Consider the following 16111-nt stretch of genomic DNA (forward strand, 5'->3'; position numbering starts at 1 on the left):
ATGTGTTTTTTGGGTGTTGACAGAATTAGGGCTGCTCGGTAAGATTCGACCCGCTTTCAAGCAAAGCAATTCCTCCTTAGCTCAGTTGGTAGAGCGACGGACTGTTAATCCGCAGGTCGCTGGTTCGAGCCCAGCAGGAGGAGCCAAATTTAGAAAAGCCGCATCACTCGATGCGGCTTTTTGCGTTTTAATTTTTTGATTTGTTCATCGCTAGATGTTGATCAAAAAAGCCACGGATAAATCCGTGGCTTAGTTAGGCTTTAAAGCTATCAGTTACTCGTCAAAATGCGTTAACTCCAAATCGAGTCAATTCATTTACGATTAAAGTCGACGAGCGATCGTATCCATTAGCACTGCAGCAACTTTATCATCACCAGCTTCATCACCTTTACTGTAGGTATTGATCTGACGCTTTGATGAGTCGTGGATATTAGTAATCGCTACCACTTCCCTCTCGATACCAAATCCAACCAGCTTAATCATCAACTCTTTGTTTTTAAAAGAATCGCCAACGATCACAATAGAGTTAAAATCTTTAAGTAGCTCTTTGGTCAAATCTTCAACTTGAATATCATTACTATTAATGAAAAAGATATCCGCAGACTTCAAAGAGCTTCGCTCTCTAGCAGACTTAAGTTGGATTTGCTTCATCTCATTGAAAACACCATTATCTTGGGTTCCAATCGTAGATAGGCTTGCAGCATGAGAAGCCAAAGACAATAACAGTGTACTTGTAAAAATAGTACTTTTAACAAAATTCATTCTCTTTACCCTCTAATAATTAAAGAATTGTTTCTTTCATAACGCGGAAGGTTTGACCCTTGTCATCAACAGTACAATCGGTATCTATCGTAATGCCGTAGTTAGATTCTCTTTGGTACAACGTCGACTCACTCTCCTCAATTGACCAACTGCTACCATACATATTGAGATAAGCGCGCGACACCGTCACCGCATTGCCAAATACAAGTTTTTGATCACGACAAGTATTCCGATCAGAAGTGTAGTTTTCCTGCCACGTCTCATAACTCTTAAGATCGTAAACTCGGTAAAGGTCTTCACCCCAGATCTCAGCAGCGTTCTTTACATGCCAAAACTCACCTGATGGATTATCTGCATACCAGCCGGCTTCTCCAACCGCTTTTGTATTGATCGTTTGAACCACACTGTGACCGATATCATTACCCTCATCAACCGATGTGTAATTCAGCATACTGTGTGTTTGGCTAGACTCTTTAGTTTGGCTAAAGCCAAAACCTACACCGAGACCAGCAGAAGGGCCACCTGATTTGCTCGCTTCAAAAGAACCCGTAATATCAAAGCTAAAAGATGTACTCTCAGCGAGAGAAATCTCTTTGTTCACATTACTCGAGCTCGGAAAGCTTTGCTGGTTCACAAACAGACTTCCATGTCGGTTTTGAGGGAGACAATAATCGTTATTTTTATCGTTTTCACACTCTTCAGACAAGTATTTCCAAGTCAGTCTTGATTGCTCTTCCGTATCATTGGGTGCCTCATTGACAGCTTTCTTGTGAGCCCAATTGTAGGCATTTTCACCTGACATGAAATTAAATTGAGAATTGCCATGGAAGATCTGACCTAAGTATCCTTCTCGGTAATAAAAGTGCGGTGCAACTTTTTCATCTACCCATTCAAAGTAGTAGCCACCGTCAAGAAGGGTTTGACGAGTCACATTCATGCTGCCATCAACCGCCATGATATAGTTCGTCTTGTTTGACTGAGAAAACATCAACAGATCGATAGTACGAGCGACATCAATCTGTTCGTGAATTTTATAGCTTTCCTCGCCATGGTGATACGCGCCATTCTGAGAAGTGATGATAAATTGCTCTTCAATTTGACCATCTTCTATTCTGGCATGCTGACAAAGATTCGCAATTTTCCCCGGTAATCCCTGCTGTTCTAAATGATTGTTGATGTACGCTACTTTGGCATTGAATATGTCACATGCTGTCGCCGGATCGTCGTAAGCAACATATTTATCAGCTCCCTTAAAGTAAGCATCATCAATTCCTGGGATAGGAGATGCATGAGCGTAACCCGATAACATAGAGACTGTTATCAAGCTCAGGCTGAAACTTTTTATTTTCATCACTTGTTCCTTTTAATCGTGTTTGCACCAATGTCGATACCTCACTAATTTAACGAGTAAAAATAATCTATTCACAAATAAATGGTAATAAAAGAATCAATTATATTTTTGATTTTTCCTGAGTAGCTATGAACGTATTAATAAGTATTTAACAAGCATCAACAAACTGAGAAATTGATATAAAAACCTAAAAAGATTTAGATTTTTCCTCCTTAACTCTTCGGTAGCTATGGGAAGTTAGTCGTCCTCGTTTAGTTCTAAATGAAAGCCCAGAGTGACCGATATTCGTCCTTTTTCGCCATATAAGTAGCTCTTCAAGTGATTCAACTTTCTTTATTTGATTTTTTATTTTTTCAAAATATCCGTCAAAGTTCATAATTCCACACCTTACAGAGCAACAAACCGCTCTAACTTTTAATCACTCATTCCCAGCTTAAGGTTTCCTATACCATTGGCTAAAAATCACAGTAATCGATTAACTAAACAACTTAATGGTTTAATAAATTATTTATATAAACAAAAAGCCACAAACTGTGGCTTTTACTTTGAAAATGTTTAACTATCAGGCTTCAAACGAATGATTAATCGTCCTGAAGAATACTTTATTTCAAATAACAATTAGACGACGTTTACTTGTAAGTTAGCTTCGGTTTCCAATCAGAAAATTTAAAGTCGTCCATTTCAACAATAAATAGCCCATTATCACCAACTGGTAGTTCCTTGGTTGCTTTAATGTACGAGTCGCTAGGCTCAAGATATTCATTCGGTGAAGCCCATAGCAGATGTGCATGATCATAAATATAGACGACATCACCATTCTGGATACAGTCATCTGACTTCACTTTGCGGCTGATTTTCATAAAGTCAGAAGAGTCGCGATCTTCGGTATAATAATAACTACCACTATAAGTCCAGTAATAGTCTTTATAATCATCTCTTCGTGAAATTTGTACGTAGTCATGGTCGTGAATACATGTACCGTTGTAAGGATGCCAATTATCTAATTTAAACTCGGCGTTCGGTACGCCGCCATCGCTACCGTAAGTAAGATAACCGTTCGAGACATTTGCATCGGCGTAAACATATTGCCCCGTCAATTGATGCTTTAGTCGAATGGCATTATAGGGTTTATTTTGGGGACGAGCGCTTTGGGTTGGCGTGCTTTCATCCGCGTAATCGAACGCGGCAACGGGGAAGTGGTCGGAATACTCGTAAAAGTAATACGGTTCCTGTGTACCAGGTAGCTCCACTCTCTTTGAAACGACATCCAATACTTGATTGTGCCAATTTTTAGGTTGCTTATGGCTACGCTCGACAAAGACATAATCAAGCAGTTGGCCTTTTAAATCTGCATAGTTCGCGTGTGCTAAGCCATTAGTTGCTGGGTCCCAGGAGTAAGGCGCACCAGCATAATTAGTCGGCTCTGAAACATTTAAAGTCTCAATCATTGTAGGAAACTCTTGTGAGCCCTTCGCTACATTTAAATCACCGGCAATAAAAAACATTTCGTCAAATGAACGATTTGCACCTGAAATATAGTTCTCTATTTGTGCGAACTGGTCTTGTCGAACAACAGAAGGAGGAATGCTGCAGGTGTTGTCATCCGCTTGCACATGCGTGCCAACAATATTGTATCGCTCTCCGTTTTTGTTAATGACCGCATGAATAAAACCTTTTTGAGACGCCCAATCAGCGCCACACCCCTCTCTAAAGATAACTTGCGACTTGTACTCAATAGGATACTTACTGAGTACAATCACACCGCCATCATCGAGAGAACTCGAGCGCCAGCCTTCGGTGTGGTCCCAACCGCTTTTAGTACGGCCAAGGACAGGAGTCCTATACCCAAACTTCTGAGCTAGTGCATCAATCAGTATTGTGCTTGCTTGATTGTCAAACACCTCGTTAAATACGAGCACATCAATATCGTCAAAAACCGGTGAGTTCGATAATAACTCCGCTCGCTTATTTGGGTTTGTTCCACCAACGAAAATGCCAAGGCGGTGGTCAAGCATATAAACGTTATAGCTCATTATTTTTGGTGGAGCACTAATCTCGTCTGCCTCTACAGCCAGACTTATCAGCAAATAAATTATGGGTAAAATATATCTAATCATGATATGTTGCCTCTTAAAAAATTGCAGAGGCATAGTTTCATAACGACAAAAAAATCAATAGTTAAATATATCTAAAATTAATCTAAAAATACTATGAACCGAATCAATATCCATTATAAGAATTTACCTCTCCTTGCTTTCCCACTTTTATCGCAATCATCTTTTTTACAGGGCTATTGGAGATTATAAGTTTATAGTTATGCGGTAGTTTCTCTACGATCTGAACAGATTTAAAGAAAGAGAATTTTCGTCTTGCCTCAAGGTATTTATTATAAAGTAACACTTCGTTATCTCGATCAATCAATTCGGTATTACTTATATACTCCTCACTTATGCTTATATTGAACAACCCCGATTCTTTATTATGAAACTCACCTTTCGTAAAAATATCGAGAGGCTTATCTAAGCCAACGTCTTTAATAACAGTTATCGCTTCAAATTTTTTGTCACTAATGATAACTTCTATATGTTCTTTCGCAAGAGATCTACCACCCGAGGACATATAGAGAGTAGTGGCGGTAACAAAGAAATTATTTTGTATTTGAAGACTAAGCACAATGGAAGTCAGCATCAAGCACAGAGCAAAGAAAAGAAAATAAACACTTTTATTTTTAATATACATAATCGTTTAATTCTACCTGAATCATATCGACTAAACTCTCACTTGGTTGAGGGGAGTCAAGCATAATAACAAGGTTGATAGGAGGTGATAGTGGCTTGAGTATCACAATGGATAATGTTTCATCTGAGAGAGCGAGGACGAGTCGATCTAACTTACCTTGCGCAACTTTCTCTCTAACTAAAGGCGCTACCCCTTTGGCAACTGCCTTTGCTGCTTCTTCATCATCACAATAAACAGCTATGTGTTGAGAGGAAAATATTTTTGTTAACGGTAACCAACCGCCCAACCTTGAGTTCTTTTCGGTAAACACAAACGGAAAAATCACCGCAATAGACACCAACAAGCAGCCAGCGGCGATGTACATGTGATTACGACTCAGTTTAAGTCGAAGTTTATCAACAACGGTGGGTACCAACACGCTATCGTCTAAGTCAGATTCTTCAACCAAAGAAGTATCCTGATTCATCAATCCATCTTGCTCTTCCCCTTGCCATGAAACAGCATCACTTTCTAGTTTATATCCAACCTTAGCGACCGTCTTAAGATGCTTTTGAGCTTTGCCGTCGTCTTCGATTAAGGTACGTATCGAACTAATAGATTGGGTCAGGGATCCCTCAGAGACGTGCTTTCCTGGCCAAGCACCTTTTAATAGTTCTTCTTTGGTGTTTATTTTTCCAGCATTCTCACAAAGCATCAAAATGACCAGATGGTCGTGGTAACCAATGCGCTTCTCTTCATTTGTGATTAAATTAGTAACGAGTGGATGGTCAGAATGTATTAACCAGTTTTTAATTTTGTACATGAATCAACCTTTAAGCCACAACCTCATACCCATACTATTTTAATGGGAAATAAACCTTAAATAAAATAATACGCTAGTGTCATGGACACATTTAACCAAAATGAGTTTTGAAATAATAATATTGTTATTTTTATTTAGCAAATAAGTATCATGATTTAAAAAATTCCTATATATAACAGACACATAGCTATAAAATAAAAAAACACAAACAACCAAATTATTTTAATTGACAGATTTTTCACAAAAAAAAGAGAAGAAACCAACCCAATTACGGAATAGGTAATTAGTAAATATGAAAGTAAATTAAGCAAAACGTACAATTTAAAATAAAACTGAAAATTTATTCACAAATGCAAATACACAAAAAATATTAATATCGGTTCATATAAATATGGTTTTCCCAACCCTATAATAGACTATTTTTCCATCAATTAAGGTTCAGGTTGCATATTTTCTGTACTCAAATACCCCACCCTTAACCCAATAATTTTTACAACTATCAAAAGTCCAAAACCTTGGTACTTCTCTTATCCGTCGCTACTACCAGTAATTACGAACTCAGGCCCACCATTACCAACGTTAAAATTGTCAATATCTGTACAAGGCACGTTCAAACAAAACCATTTGATGTTGTTTCAATGCGCATAACCAGTTGAATTTAAAATTAATGCACAATAGTCATCAAGAAAATGAAAAGCATTCATTTTACTCATACAGATTAAATCCATACGATTGACAGGGTTAAGAATGGTTCCGTCCTACTCGTCGCCTCCATTCTATTTATCAATAACTTAGGGATTTACTTATGACTATTCCGACGACTGATATGCTAGACGCATGGGCTGGATTCGCTGCTGGTGAGTGGCAAAACTCTGTCAACACTCGTGACTTCATCCAAAAAAACTACACACCATATGAGGGAGACGAGTCCTTCTTAGCCGAGGTTAGCGCATCCACTTCAGCATTATGGAACCAAGTGCTTGAAGGCATTAAACAAGAAAGCCGCACACACGCTCCTGTTGATTTCGATACCGATCTGCCATCAACGATTACTTCTCACGATGCGGGTTACATCAACAAAGATCTGGAAAAGATCGTTGGCTTACAAACCGAGCAGCCTCTAAAACGTGCAATCATCGCTAATGGTGGTATTCGCATGGTGAAAAACTCGTGCGAAGTTTATGGCCGCGAATTGGATCCAACAGTCGAAAAGATCTTCACTGAGTACCGTAAAACTCACAACAAAGCGTGTTTCGACCTTTACACCAAAGAAATCCTAGCGTGTCGTAAATCAGGCATCATCACTGGCCTTCCTGATGCCTATGGCCGTGGTCGTATCATTGGTGACTACCGCCGTATAGCCCTTTACGGTATCGACTTCTTAAAAGCGGACAAAAAAGAGCAATACAACTCGACACAAACGTTCCTAGAGCGCGGTGGCGATCTTGAGAAAACGCTTCGTCTACGTGAAGAAATTGCAGACCAAGTTCAAGCACTTGAAGACATTCGTCAAATGGGTTTGAAATACGGCATTGATATGTCGCTACCTGCAAAAACAGCGCAAGAAGCGATTCAATTTACCTACTTTGGTTACTTGGCCGCAGTTAAATCACAAAATGGCGCAGCAATGTCATTAGGTCGTACATCGACTTTCCTAGACGTATACCTAGAACGTGATATCGAAAATGGCTTGATTGATGAATCACAAGCGCAAGAGATGATCGACCATTTCATCATGAAACTGCGCATGGTTCGCTTCCTTCGTACACCAGAATACGATTCATTGTTCTCTGGCGACCCAATCTGGGCAACAGAAGCGATGGCAGGTATGGGGGTTGATGGTCGTACGCTTGTATCTAAAACGACATTCCGATACTTACATACGCTACATACTATGGGCCCTGCACCTGAACCAAACATGACCATTCTTTGGTCAGAGCAATTGCCAGAAGCGTTCAAACAATACGCTGCAAAAGTGTCAATTGATACCTCTTCTGTTCAATACGAAAACGACGATCTAATGCGTCCTGATTTCGACAATGACGACTACGCGATTGCATGTTGTGTGAGCCCGCAGATTGTTGGTCAACACATGCAGTTCTTTGGTGCACGTGCCAACCTTGCAAAAGCGCTGCTTTACACCATCAATGGCGGTATCGATGAAAAATCGAAAGCGCAAGTGGGTCCGGTAGTGGACAAAGTTCAAGATGAAATTCTCGACTTTGACGCTTTGATGCCACGCTTCGACAACATGTTGGAATGGCTAGCAACCCAATACGTGACAGCGTTGAACATCATCCATTACTCGCATGACCGTTACAGCTACGAAGCATCACTGATGGCATTGATGGATCGCGACGTGCACCGCACTATGGCGTGTGGTATTGCAGGCCTGTCTGTTGTCGCTGACTCTTTGGCGGCAATTAAATACGCGACCGTGAAACCTGTTCGTGATGAAGATGGCATCGCCGTGGATTTTGAAATCGAAGGTGATTATCCAAAATTTGGTAACAACGATGCTCGTGTTGATGACATCGCTTGTGATCTAGTTGAGCGCTTCATGAAGAAAATTCAGAAGATGCACACCTACCGCGAAGCAGTGCCAACTCAATCGATCCTGACGATCACATCTAACGTGGTTTACGGCAAAAAAACAGGTAATACGCCAGATGGCCGTCGCGCAGGTATGCCTTTTGGCCCTGGTGCAAACCCAATGCACGGTCGTGATGAAAAAGGGGCGGTTGCGTCTTTGGCATCGGTATCTAAACTGCCGTTTGCTTACGCAAAAGATGGTATTTCTTACACCTTCTCAATTGTGCCTAACGCACTAGGTAAAGATGAATTAAGTCAGAAGAAAAACCTTGCCGCGCTAATGGATGGTTACTTCCATCACGAAGCAAGCAACGAGGGTGTCGCGATTGAAGGTGGCCAACACCTTAACGTCAACGTTCTGAACCGAGAGATGTTATTGGATGCGGTTGAACATCCAGAGAAATACCCTCAGTTGACGATTCGAGTGTCCGGCTACGCGGTACGTTTTAACTCTCTAACTCGTGAGCAACAACAAGACGTGATCAGCCGAACGTTTACAGAAAAACTTTAATCGTGAGATTGTAAAATAATCAAAGCTCATGCCTCTAACTTATTAGGGTATGAGCTTTTGTCGTTTCTGGCAAACCATACGAAGTGATACCAAAAGCATCAACAACGCGTGCGTTAAATCAGTGGCGGTAATTGCGTTTTTCTTTGTTAACAACCATTCACCAAACTTTTCAATTTCTTATTAATTCATCCGCTCACATCACATACACGTATAATTTTCCATCGAGTGCATAAAACCACACCGTTCTCTGGTTGTTATTGAGGTCACAAAACACGATAATATTGGGATCGGATTTTAAGAACGTAATAACTATGACCGAATATATTTTGTTGTTGGTCGGCACTGTGCTGGTGAACAACTTTGTACTGGTGAAGTTTTTAGGCTTGTGTCCTTTTATGGGCGTGTCTAAAAAACTGGAAACAGCAATTGGCATGGGCTTAGCTACAACTTTTGTACTAACGCTCGCGTCTGTGTGTGCATACTTGGTGGAAAGCTATGTTTTGCGTCCACTGGGCATCGAATATTTACGAACCATGAGCTTTATTTTGGTGATCGCTGTTGTTGTACAGTTCACCGAAATGGTCGTGCACAAAACCAGCCCAACGCTGTATCGTCTGCTGGGTATCTTCCTACCTCTGATCACAACGAACTGTGCGGTTCTAGGTGTTGCTCTACTTAACATCAACGAGAACCACAACTTTATCGAATCGATCATTTACGGTTTTGGCGCAGCGGTTGGCTTCTCCTTGGTACTGATCCTATTTGCGTCAATGCGTGAACGTATTGCCGCCGCTGACGTACCTGTGCCATTTAAAGGCGCATCGATTGCGATGATCACCGCAGGCCTTATGTCTCTCGCCTTTATGGGCTTTACAGGTTTGGTGAAGTAAACGATGAGTACGATTTTAATTGCGATCATCGCTCTTGCTGCCCTCGCCGCGGTTTTCGGAGCGATACTCGGTTTTGCATCGATTCGCTTCAAAGTCGAAGCGGATCCAATTGTCGATCAAATCGACTCTATTCTCCCGCAAACTCAGTGTGGTCAGTGTGGCTACCCAGGTTGTCGTCCATACGCTGAAGCGATCGCTAACGGCGACAAAATCAATAAGTGTCCTCCAGGTGGTCAAGCGACGATCGAGAAACTGGCAGATCTGATGGGCGTTGAAGCGGAAGAGTCGGCACACGATCTCGACAGCAAAGTCAAAACCGTTGCTTTCATCCATGAAGACATGTGTATCGGTTGTACCAAGTGTATCCAAGCGTGTCCTGTCGATGCGATTGTTGGTGGTACCAAAGCCCTTCATACCGTGATCAAAGACGAATGTACGGGTTGTGACTTGTGCGTTGCGCCTTGCCCAACTGACTGTATTGAAATGATTCCTGTGGAAACTACCACAGAGAGCTGGAAGTGGAAGCTTAACGCCATTCCAGTCGTTAACATTACGGATGCTGCCAATGCAGCGAACGTGACTGATTCAATTAAATAAGGTTTCGTATGTTGTCTTTGATTGAACAAATTCGTACTGGTTCGCTATGGGATTTCCCAGGCGGCGTGCATCCGGCAGAAAACAAAAAGCAATCCAACAAAACTGAATTGGTTCATGCAGCCATTCCGTCGGAAATCGTCCTACCTCTGAAACAACACATCGGTAAAGCAGGTAATCTATTGATTGCTGTTGGTGACACAGTGTTGAAAGGTCAACAGCTAACGGCGTCAGACAGTGGTTTCACCGTTCCTGTTCATGCTCCAACTTCTGGGCAAGTAACAGCTATTGAGCCACGCACTGTTGCGCACCCATCGGGTTTAAGCGAACTGTGCGCTGTGATTACGCCAGATGGTAACGATACTTGGTGTGAAAAAACGCCAGTAGCCGATTACACCCAAGAATCTGCAGATGCGTTGATCGATGTGATTCGCCTTGCTGGTATCTCTGGCATGGGTGGCGCAGGCTTCCCAACGGCCAAGAAGATCCAATCGGGCATTGCACGTACCGAAATTCTTATCGTTAACGCGGCTGAATGTGAGCCTTACATCACCGCCGATGACAAACTCATGCAGGAACATGCGGACGAACTGATCCAAGGTATCGAGATCGTCGAGCATATCCTCAAGCCAAAACTCACCATCATTGGTATTGAAGATAACAAGCCAGCAGCAATCAAAGCGCTGGAACAAGCGGCGATGAACAAAGACATCGTGATCCGCGTTATCCCAACCAAATACCCTTCTGGTGGTGAGAAGCAGCTCATCAAGATTTTGACCAACAAAGAAGTTCCTAGCGGCGCTATCCCTGCGGATATTGGCATCCTAGTTCAAAACGTTGGTTCTCTCTACTCAATTAAACGTGCAGTGATCGATGGCGAACCTGTAGTAAATCGCATCGTGACTCTGACGGGTAAAACCTTCAAGCAACCACGTAACGTTTGGACACTTCTTGGTACGCCAGTACAAGCACTGTTAGACGAGTTTGGCTATAAAGCAGATAAGAAACTGCAGCGCCTAATCATGGGCGGTCCAATGATGGGCTTTACCCTCCCCCACGCTCAGGTTCCTATCACTAAAACGGCAAACTGTATTCTGGCACCGAAGCGTCGTGAGATCGCTTCTGACCAATACGAAATGGAATGTATCCGTTGTAGCCAATGTGCGGAAGCGTGCCCTGCATCGCTATTGCCACAGCAGCTTCAGTGGTATGCAAAAAGCCAAGAATACGAAAAGCTCGAAGAGCTGAACTTAAAAGACTGTATTGAATGTGGCGCGTGCGCGTTTGTGTGCCCAAGTGAAATTCCACTGGTTCAATACTATCGTCAAGCGAAAGCTGAAATCCGTACACGCGCTCAAGAAGCGGCAGCCGCTGAACGAGCTAAGCTGCGCTTTGAAGAGAAGAAAGCGCGTATGGAACGCGAAAAAGCAGAACGTGAAAATCGCTTTAAGAAAGCCGCAGATGATCGTCGTAAAGACATGAAAGCCTCTGGCGGTGACGATGCAATTTCCGCAGCCATCGCTCGCGTGAAAGCACAGAAAGAGAATACTGAAGCGAAAGCCGAGCCAGCAGTGAAACCTGCGGTTGCAGCCGCGATTGCCAAAGCGAAAGCGAAACAAGCTGCAGCAGCTCAATCTGGTGCAGCTGAGCCTGATAACTCAGAAATGGCTAAGCTACGCGAAGAACGCAAACGTCTTGCTCGCGAACGCAAAGCGCAAAAAGAACAAGGCGACGCATCCACGGATAATGCTGACGACAAGAAGTCAGCGGTTGCAGCAGCGATTGCCCGTGCTAAGGCGAAGAAAGCTCAACAAGCAGACGCATCAACACCTGCTGAATCTGGTGACAAGAAAGCAGCCGTCGCGGCAGCTATCGCCAGAGCTAAAGCGAAAAAAGCACAACAAGCAGATTCAACCGAATCTGTAGAAGCTGAAGTGCCTGCAGAACAAGCGGAAGATCCGAAGAAAGCAGCTGTTGCTGCAGCGATTGCTCGTGCAAAAGCGCGCAAAGCTCAGCAAGAAGACTCTGCGGAATCTGCAGAAGCGGAAACACCAGCAGAACAATCTGAAGATCCAAAGAAAGCAGCAGTTGCCGCTGCCATTGCTCGCGCTAAGGCACGTAAAGCTCAGCAAGAAGGTTCTACTGAGTCTGCAGAAACGGATGCGCCTGCTGAACAAGCTGAAGATCCGAAGAAAGCGGCTGTTGCAGCAGCTATTGCTCGTGCTAAGGCACGTAAAGCTCAGCAAGAAGGCTCTACTGAATCTGTAGAAACGGAAGCACCTGCAGAACAAGCAGAAGATCCAAAGAAAGCCGCTGTTGCCGCTGCCATTGCTCGCGCTAAGGCACGCAAAGCTCAGCAAGAAGGTTCTACTGAATCAACAGTAGCGGAAACACCTGCTGAACAAGCTGAAGATCCGAAGAAAGCCGCGGTTGCCGCAGCTATTGCTCGTGCTAAAGCGCGTAAAGCGCAGCAAGAGGCACAAACAGAATCTGTTGAAGAAACGCCTTCTGAAGAGCCGGAAGTGGATCCGAAGAAAGCTGCTGTTGCCGCAGCCATTGCTCGTGCTAAAGCACGTAAAGCGCAGCAGGAAGCACAAACAGAATCTGTTGAAGCGGAAGCTCCTTCTGAAGAGCCAGAACTGGATCCAAAGAAAGCTGCTGTTGCCGCTGCCATTGCTCGCGCTAAAGCACGTAAAGCTCAGCAAGAAGCGAATAAGAACAATACTGAGGAGAACGAGTAATGTCGTTTTTTATTGCCAGTTCACCACACGCTCACAGTCGTCGCAGCACGCCTGATTTGATGAAATGGGTAGCTCTGTGCGCTATTCCTGGCTTAGTAGCTCAAACCTACTTCTTTGGTTGGGGAACTATCATTCAACTCGTGTTCGCTATCGCGGTCGCAGTGTCACTTGAAGCATTAGTCATGCTTGTGCGTAAGCGTTCTCCAATGCGTGCGCTGCGTGATAACAGTGCCATCGTGACAGCATGGCTATTAGCCGTAGCAATCCCACCATGGTCCCCTTGGTGGATCATGGTTATCGGTTTGATTTTTGCCATCGTTATTGCAAAGCACTTATACGGTGGTATTGGCCAAAACCTATTTAACCCAGCAATGGTCGCTTACGTTGTATTGCTTATCTCCTTCCCTGTCCAAATGACAAGTTGGAGCGCGCCTGTTTCATTGATGTCTGAGCACGTGACTTTTGCAGACGCGTTGTCTCTGATCTTCACTGGCTATGACTTTGATGGTTTGTCACTGCAACAAGTTCGCGCTGGTGTGGATGGCGTAACAATGGCAACCCCATTAGATGCATTCAAAACTGGTATTCATACTGGTGCAACGCCAAGTGAGGTGCTATCACAACCAATGTTTGGTGGCCTTGCGGGTATCGGTTGGCAATGGGTAAACCTAGCTTACTTGGTTGGTGGCCTAGTGATGATCAAAAAACGCATCATCCAATGGTACATTCCTATTGGTTTCCTAGGTAGTTTGGCACTGTTTAGTACCGTATTTAGCTTGATCATGCCGGGAGAAACCGCGTCACCAATCTTCCACCTACTATCAGGTGCAACGATGTTAGGCGCGTTCTTTATCGCTACCGACCCTGTTTCAGCGTCAACGACTGTGAAAGGTCGCTTGATTTTCGGCGCTCTGATCGGTGCGTTGGTATTCATTATTCGTAGTTGGGGTGGGTTCCCAGATGGCGTTGCATTCGCCGTTCTGCTTGCCAATATGTGTGTACCGTTGATCGACTACTACACCAAACCAAGAACTTACGGTCACTGAGGTAAACATGTTAACCGCTATTAGAAAAAATGGTCTGACATTGGCGATCTTCGCCTGTGCTACAACCGGTCTTGTGGCACTGACTCAGTACCTAACAAAAGATCAAATTAAGCTTCAGGAACAAAAGCAATTGCTGTCGGTTCTTAACCAAGTGATTCCAGAAGAAATGCATGACAACAACCTTGTCGCGGCATGTACTATGGTATCTGCGCCCGACCTAGGCACAGTTCGCTCGATGCCAACTTACATTGCGACTAAAGATGGCCAACCGACGGCAATGGCGATTGAGTCCATCGCACCAGATGGCTACAACGGTGAAATCAAAATCATCACTGGCATCGATAACCAAGGCAAGATCCTCGGTACTCGTATCCTAAGCCATCAAGAAACACCGGGATTGGGTGATAAAATTGATTTACGCGTTACGGATTGGATCTTGAGCTTCACAGGCAAGCAAGTAACAGAAAGTAACTGGAATTCTTGGCGAGTTCGTAAAGATGGTGGCGATTTCGATCAGTTTACTGGCGCAACCATTACCCCTCGTGCTGTAGTGAAAGCGGTGAGAAACACAGTAAACTACGTAAATAAGTCTCGTGATGAGATTCTAAATCAGCCCCTAGACTGCGCAGGAGGCAACCATGAGTGAAAATAAACTGCTAATGAAAAACGGCATGTGGAGCAACAACCCTGCCCTAGTACAACTTCTGGGTTTGTGTCCTCTACTTGCGGTTTCTTCGACCATTACCAACGCCCTTGGTTTGGGTATTGCGACTTTGTTGGTGCTTGTCGGTTCTAACCTGACAGTTTCACTGATTCGTAACTACGTACCAAAGGAAATCCGTATTCCGGTTTTCGTTATGATCATCGCCGCCTTGGTAACTTGTGTTCAACTCTTGATGAACGCTTATGCCTACGGACTGTATCTATCTCTGGGCATCTTCATCCCACTGATCGTAACTAACTGTATTATCATTGGCCGTGCGGAAGCTTACGCATCGAAGAATGATCCATTGCCAGCAGCACTAGACGGTTTCTGGATGGGACTAGGTATGACAACGGTATTGGTTGTACTTGGTGCTATGCGTGAGCTTATCGGTAACGGTACTCTATTTGATGGCGCAGACCTATTATTGGGTGACTGGGCCGCCGCACTACGTATTCAGGTTTTCCACTTCGATAGCAGCTTCCTATTGGCATTATTGCCGCCGGGGGCTTTCATTGGCGTAGGACTTTTGATTGCGTTGAAAAACGTTATCGACAGCTCAATTCAGGCACGTCAGCCGAAAGAAGAAAAACCAGCCATTGAGCGTGCTCGCGTAACTAACGCATAATATAAGAATTCTAAAATCAAGGCTCTACCACTCGTAGGGCCTTTTTCATAAACCGCAAAGACGGGTTTGGAAGTCAGCAATGAACAAAGTCAAAAGAATTGAAATTCTCGAACGACTCCGAGAAAACAATCCCAATCCTCAGACGGAGCTTAACTGGAGCACACCGTTTGAGTTGCTTATCGCCGTACTGCTTTCTGCGCAGGCGACGGACGTAAGCGTAAACAAAGCAACAGACAAGCTTTACCCTGTAGCGAACACACCACAAGGCATTCTTGATTTAGGTGTCGATGGTTTAAAGGAATACATCAAAACCATCGGTCTGTTTAATTCAAAAGCCGAAAACACCATCAAGACTTGTAAGATCTTGCTAGAGAAGCACAACGGCGAAGTGCCAGAAGATCGTGCAGCACTTGAAGCTTTGCCGGGTGTAGGTCGTAAAACCGCTAACGTGGTACTGAATACCGCCTTCGGTTGGCCAACTATCGCGGTGGACACGCACATCTATCGTGTTTCCAACCGTACAAAATTTGCGATGGGTAAAACCGTAGACGACGTAGAAGAAAAACTTCTTAAAGTGGTGCCAAAAGAGTTTAAGCTTGATGTACACCACTGGCTGATCCTTCATGGTCGCTATACCTGTGTGGCGAGAAAGCCTCGCTGTGGCAGCTGTATCATCGAAGATCTGTGTGAATTCAAAGAAAAAGTGTACCCAGACGAATAACCCCGTCTGAAACAATCGCTAGGAGCAAATA

13 protein-coding genes and 1 tRNA gene are annotated in these 16111 nt (G+C 43.7%); 9 read left to right on the forward strand and 5 right to left on the reverse strand.

Annotated features, from left to right (window positions below; genetic code table 11):
• Positions 1-70 precede the first annotated feature (70 nt).
• Positions 71-146 (forward strand) — tRNA-Asn (locus tag GXP65_RS17325).
• Between the two features lie 175 nt (positions 147-321).
• Here the strand turns inward: GXP65_RS17325 and GXP65_RS17330 are convergent.
• The 5 genes from GXP65_RS17330 to GXP65_RS17350 all read right to left on the reverse strand — a co-directional run bounded on the left by GXP65_RS17330 (position 322) and on the right by GXP65_RS17350 (position 5654).
• Positions 322-762, reverse strand: coding sequence for a hypothetical protein (locus tag GXP65_RS17330; protein WP_162093349.1), 441 nt, complete (start codon positions 760-762; stop codon positions 322-324).
• Between the two features lie 19 nt (positions 763-781).
• Positions 782-2113: an excinuclease ABC subunit B gene (locus tag GXP65_RS17335; protein WP_162093350.1), complete on the reverse strand. Its 1332-nt coding sequence runs from the start codon at positions 2111-2113 to the stop codon at positions 782-784.
• Between the two features lie 629 nt (positions 2114-2742).
• Positions 2743-4230 carry a sphingomyelin phosphodiesterase gene (gene sph / locus GXP65_RS17340; RefSeq protein ID WP_240335014.1) on the reverse strand — a complete coding sequence of 496 codons (1488 nt, stop codon included), beginning with the start codon at positions 4228-4230 and terminating at the stop codon, positions 2743-2745.
• 103 nt (positions 4231-4333) lie between these two features.
• Positions 4334-4852, reverse strand: coding sequence for a hypothetical protein (locus GXP65_RS17345; protein ID WP_162093351.1), 519 nt, complete (start codon positions 4850-4852; stop codon positions 4334-4336).
• Entirely contained in the window at positions 4842-5654 is an 813-nt protein-coding gene (locus tag GXP65_RS17350; protein WP_162093352.1) for a winged helix-turn-helix domain-containing protein, read from the reverse strand. Before GXP65_RS17350 ends, GXP65_RS17345 begins: the two co-directional genes overlap by 11 nt.
• Before the next feature lie 805 nt (positions 5655-6459).
• Here GXP65_RS17350 and pflB point away from each other — a divergent pair.
• The 8 genes from pflB to nth all read left to right on the forward strand — a co-directional run bounded on the left by pflB (position 6460) and on the right by nth (position 16080).
• Positions 6460-8757, forward strand: coding sequence for a formate C-acetyltransferase (pflB, locus tag GXP65_RS17355; protein ID WP_162093353.1), 2298 nt, complete (start codon positions 6460-6462; stop codon positions 8755-8757).
• Positions 8758-9068: 311 nt separating this feature from the next.
• Positions 9069-9647: an electron transport complex subunit RsxA gene (rsxA, locus tag GXP65_RS17360; RefSeq protein WP_005425202.1), complete on the forward strand. Its 579-nt coding sequence runs from the start codon at positions 9069-9071 to the stop codon at positions 9645-9647.
• A gap of 3 nt (positions 9648-9650) precedes the next feature.
• Positions 9651-10244, forward strand: a complete 594-nt coding sequence (rsxB, locus tag GXP65_RS17365; RefSeq protein ID WP_005439677.1) for an electron transport complex subunit RsxB — start codon at positions 9651-9653, stop codon at positions 10242-10244.
• An 8-nt stretch (positions 10245-10252) separates the two neighbouring features.
• Positions 10253-12982, forward strand: coding sequence for an electron transport complex subunit RsxC (gene rsxC, locus GXP65_RS17370; protein ID WP_162093354.1), 2730 nt, complete (start codon positions 10253-10255; stop codon positions 12980-12982).
• On the forward strand, positions 12982-14028 hold the full coding sequence (rsxD, locus tag GXP65_RS17375; RefSeq protein WP_050919267.1) for an electron transport complex subunit RsxD: 1047 nt from the start codon (positions 12982-12984) through the stop codon (positions 14026-14028). Before rsxC ends, rsxD begins: the two co-directional genes overlap by 1 nt.
• Positions 14029-14035: 7 nt before the next feature.
• Positions 14036-14674 (forward strand): electron transport complex subunit RsxG, encoded by a 639-nt coding sequence (gene rsxG, locus GXP65_RS17380; RefSeq protein ID WP_005536427.1) that lies wholly within the window; start codon positions 14036-14038, stop codon positions 14672-14674.
• On the forward strand, positions 14667-15359 hold the full coding sequence (locus tag GXP65_RS17385) for an electron transport complex subunit E (RefSeq protein WP_010449409.1): 693 nt from the start codon (positions 14667-14669) through the stop codon (positions 15357-15359). The genes rsxG and GXP65_RS17385 overlap by 8 nt, the downstream gene beginning before the upstream one ends.
• A gap of 79 nt (positions 15360-15438) precedes the next feature.
• Positions 15439-16080: an endonuclease III gene (nth, locus tag GXP65_RS17390; protein ID WP_005536424.1), complete on the forward strand. Its 642-nt coding sequence runs from the start codon at positions 15439-15441 to the stop codon at positions 16078-16080.
• The last annotated feature ends 31 nt before the right edge of the window (positions 16081-16111 follow it).

Source organism: Vibrio sp. LB10LO1 (assembly GCF_010092875.1).
GTDB classification, from domain to species: Bacteria; Pseudomonadota; Gammaproteobacteria; order Enterobacterales; family Vibrionaceae; genus Vibrio; species Vibrio campbellii.

What these genes read in the sequence shown, in the direction of transcription:
- GXP65_RS17330 (WP_162093349.1), bottom strand. Translation starts at nt 762, where the DNA reads ATGAATTTTGTTAAAAGTACTATTTTTACAAGTACACTGTTATTGTCT.
- GXP65_RS17335 (WP_162093350.1), bottom strand. Translation starts at nt 2,113, where the DNA reads ATGAAAATAAAAAGTTTCAGCCTGAGCTTGATAACAGTCTCTATGTTA.
- sph (WP_240335014.1), bottom strand. Translation starts at nt 4,230, where the DNA reads ATGATTAGATATATTTTACCCATAATTTATTTGCTGATAAGTCTGGCT.
- GXP65_RS17345 (WP_162093351.1), bottom strand. Translation starts at nt 4,852, where the DNA reads ATGTATATTAAAAATAAAAGTGTTTATTTTCTTTTCTTTGCTCTGTGC.
- GXP65_RS17350 (WP_162093352.1), bottom strand. Translation starts at nt 5,654, where the DNA reads ATGTACAAAATTAAAAACTGGTTAATACATTCTGACCATCCACTCGTT.
- pflB (WP_162093353.1), top strand. Translation starts at nt 6,460, where the DNA reads ATGACTATTCCGACGACTGATATGCTAGACGCATGGGCTGGATTCGCT.
- rsxA (WP_005425202.1), top strand. Translation starts at nt 9,069, where the DNA reads ATGACCGAATATATTTTGTTGTTGGTCGGCACTGTGCTGGTGAACAAC.
- rsxB (WP_005439677.1), top strand. Translation starts at nt 9,651, where the DNA reads ATGAGTACGATTTTAATTGCGATCATCGCTCTTGCTGCCCTCGCCGCG.
- rsxC (WP_162093354.1), top strand. Translation starts at nt 10,253, where the DNA reads ATGTTGTCTTTGATTGAACAAATTCGTACTGGTTCGCTATGGGATTTC.
- rsxD (WP_050919267.1), top strand. Translation starts at nt 12,982, where the DNA reads ATGTCGTTTTTTATTGCCAGTTCACCACACGCTCACAGTCGTCGCAGC.
- rsxG (WP_005536427.1), top strand. Translation starts at nt 14,036, where the DNA reads ATGTTAACCGCTATTAGAAAAAATGGTCTGACATTGGCGATCTTCGCC.
- GXP65_RS17385 (WP_010449409.1), top strand. Translation starts at nt 14,667, where the DNA reads ATGAGTGAAAATAAACTGCTAATGAAAAACGGCATGTGGAGCAACAAC.
- nth (WP_005536424.1), top strand. Translation starts at nt 15,439, where the DNA reads ATGAACAAAGTCAAAAGAATTGAAATTCTCGAACGACTCCGAGAAAAC.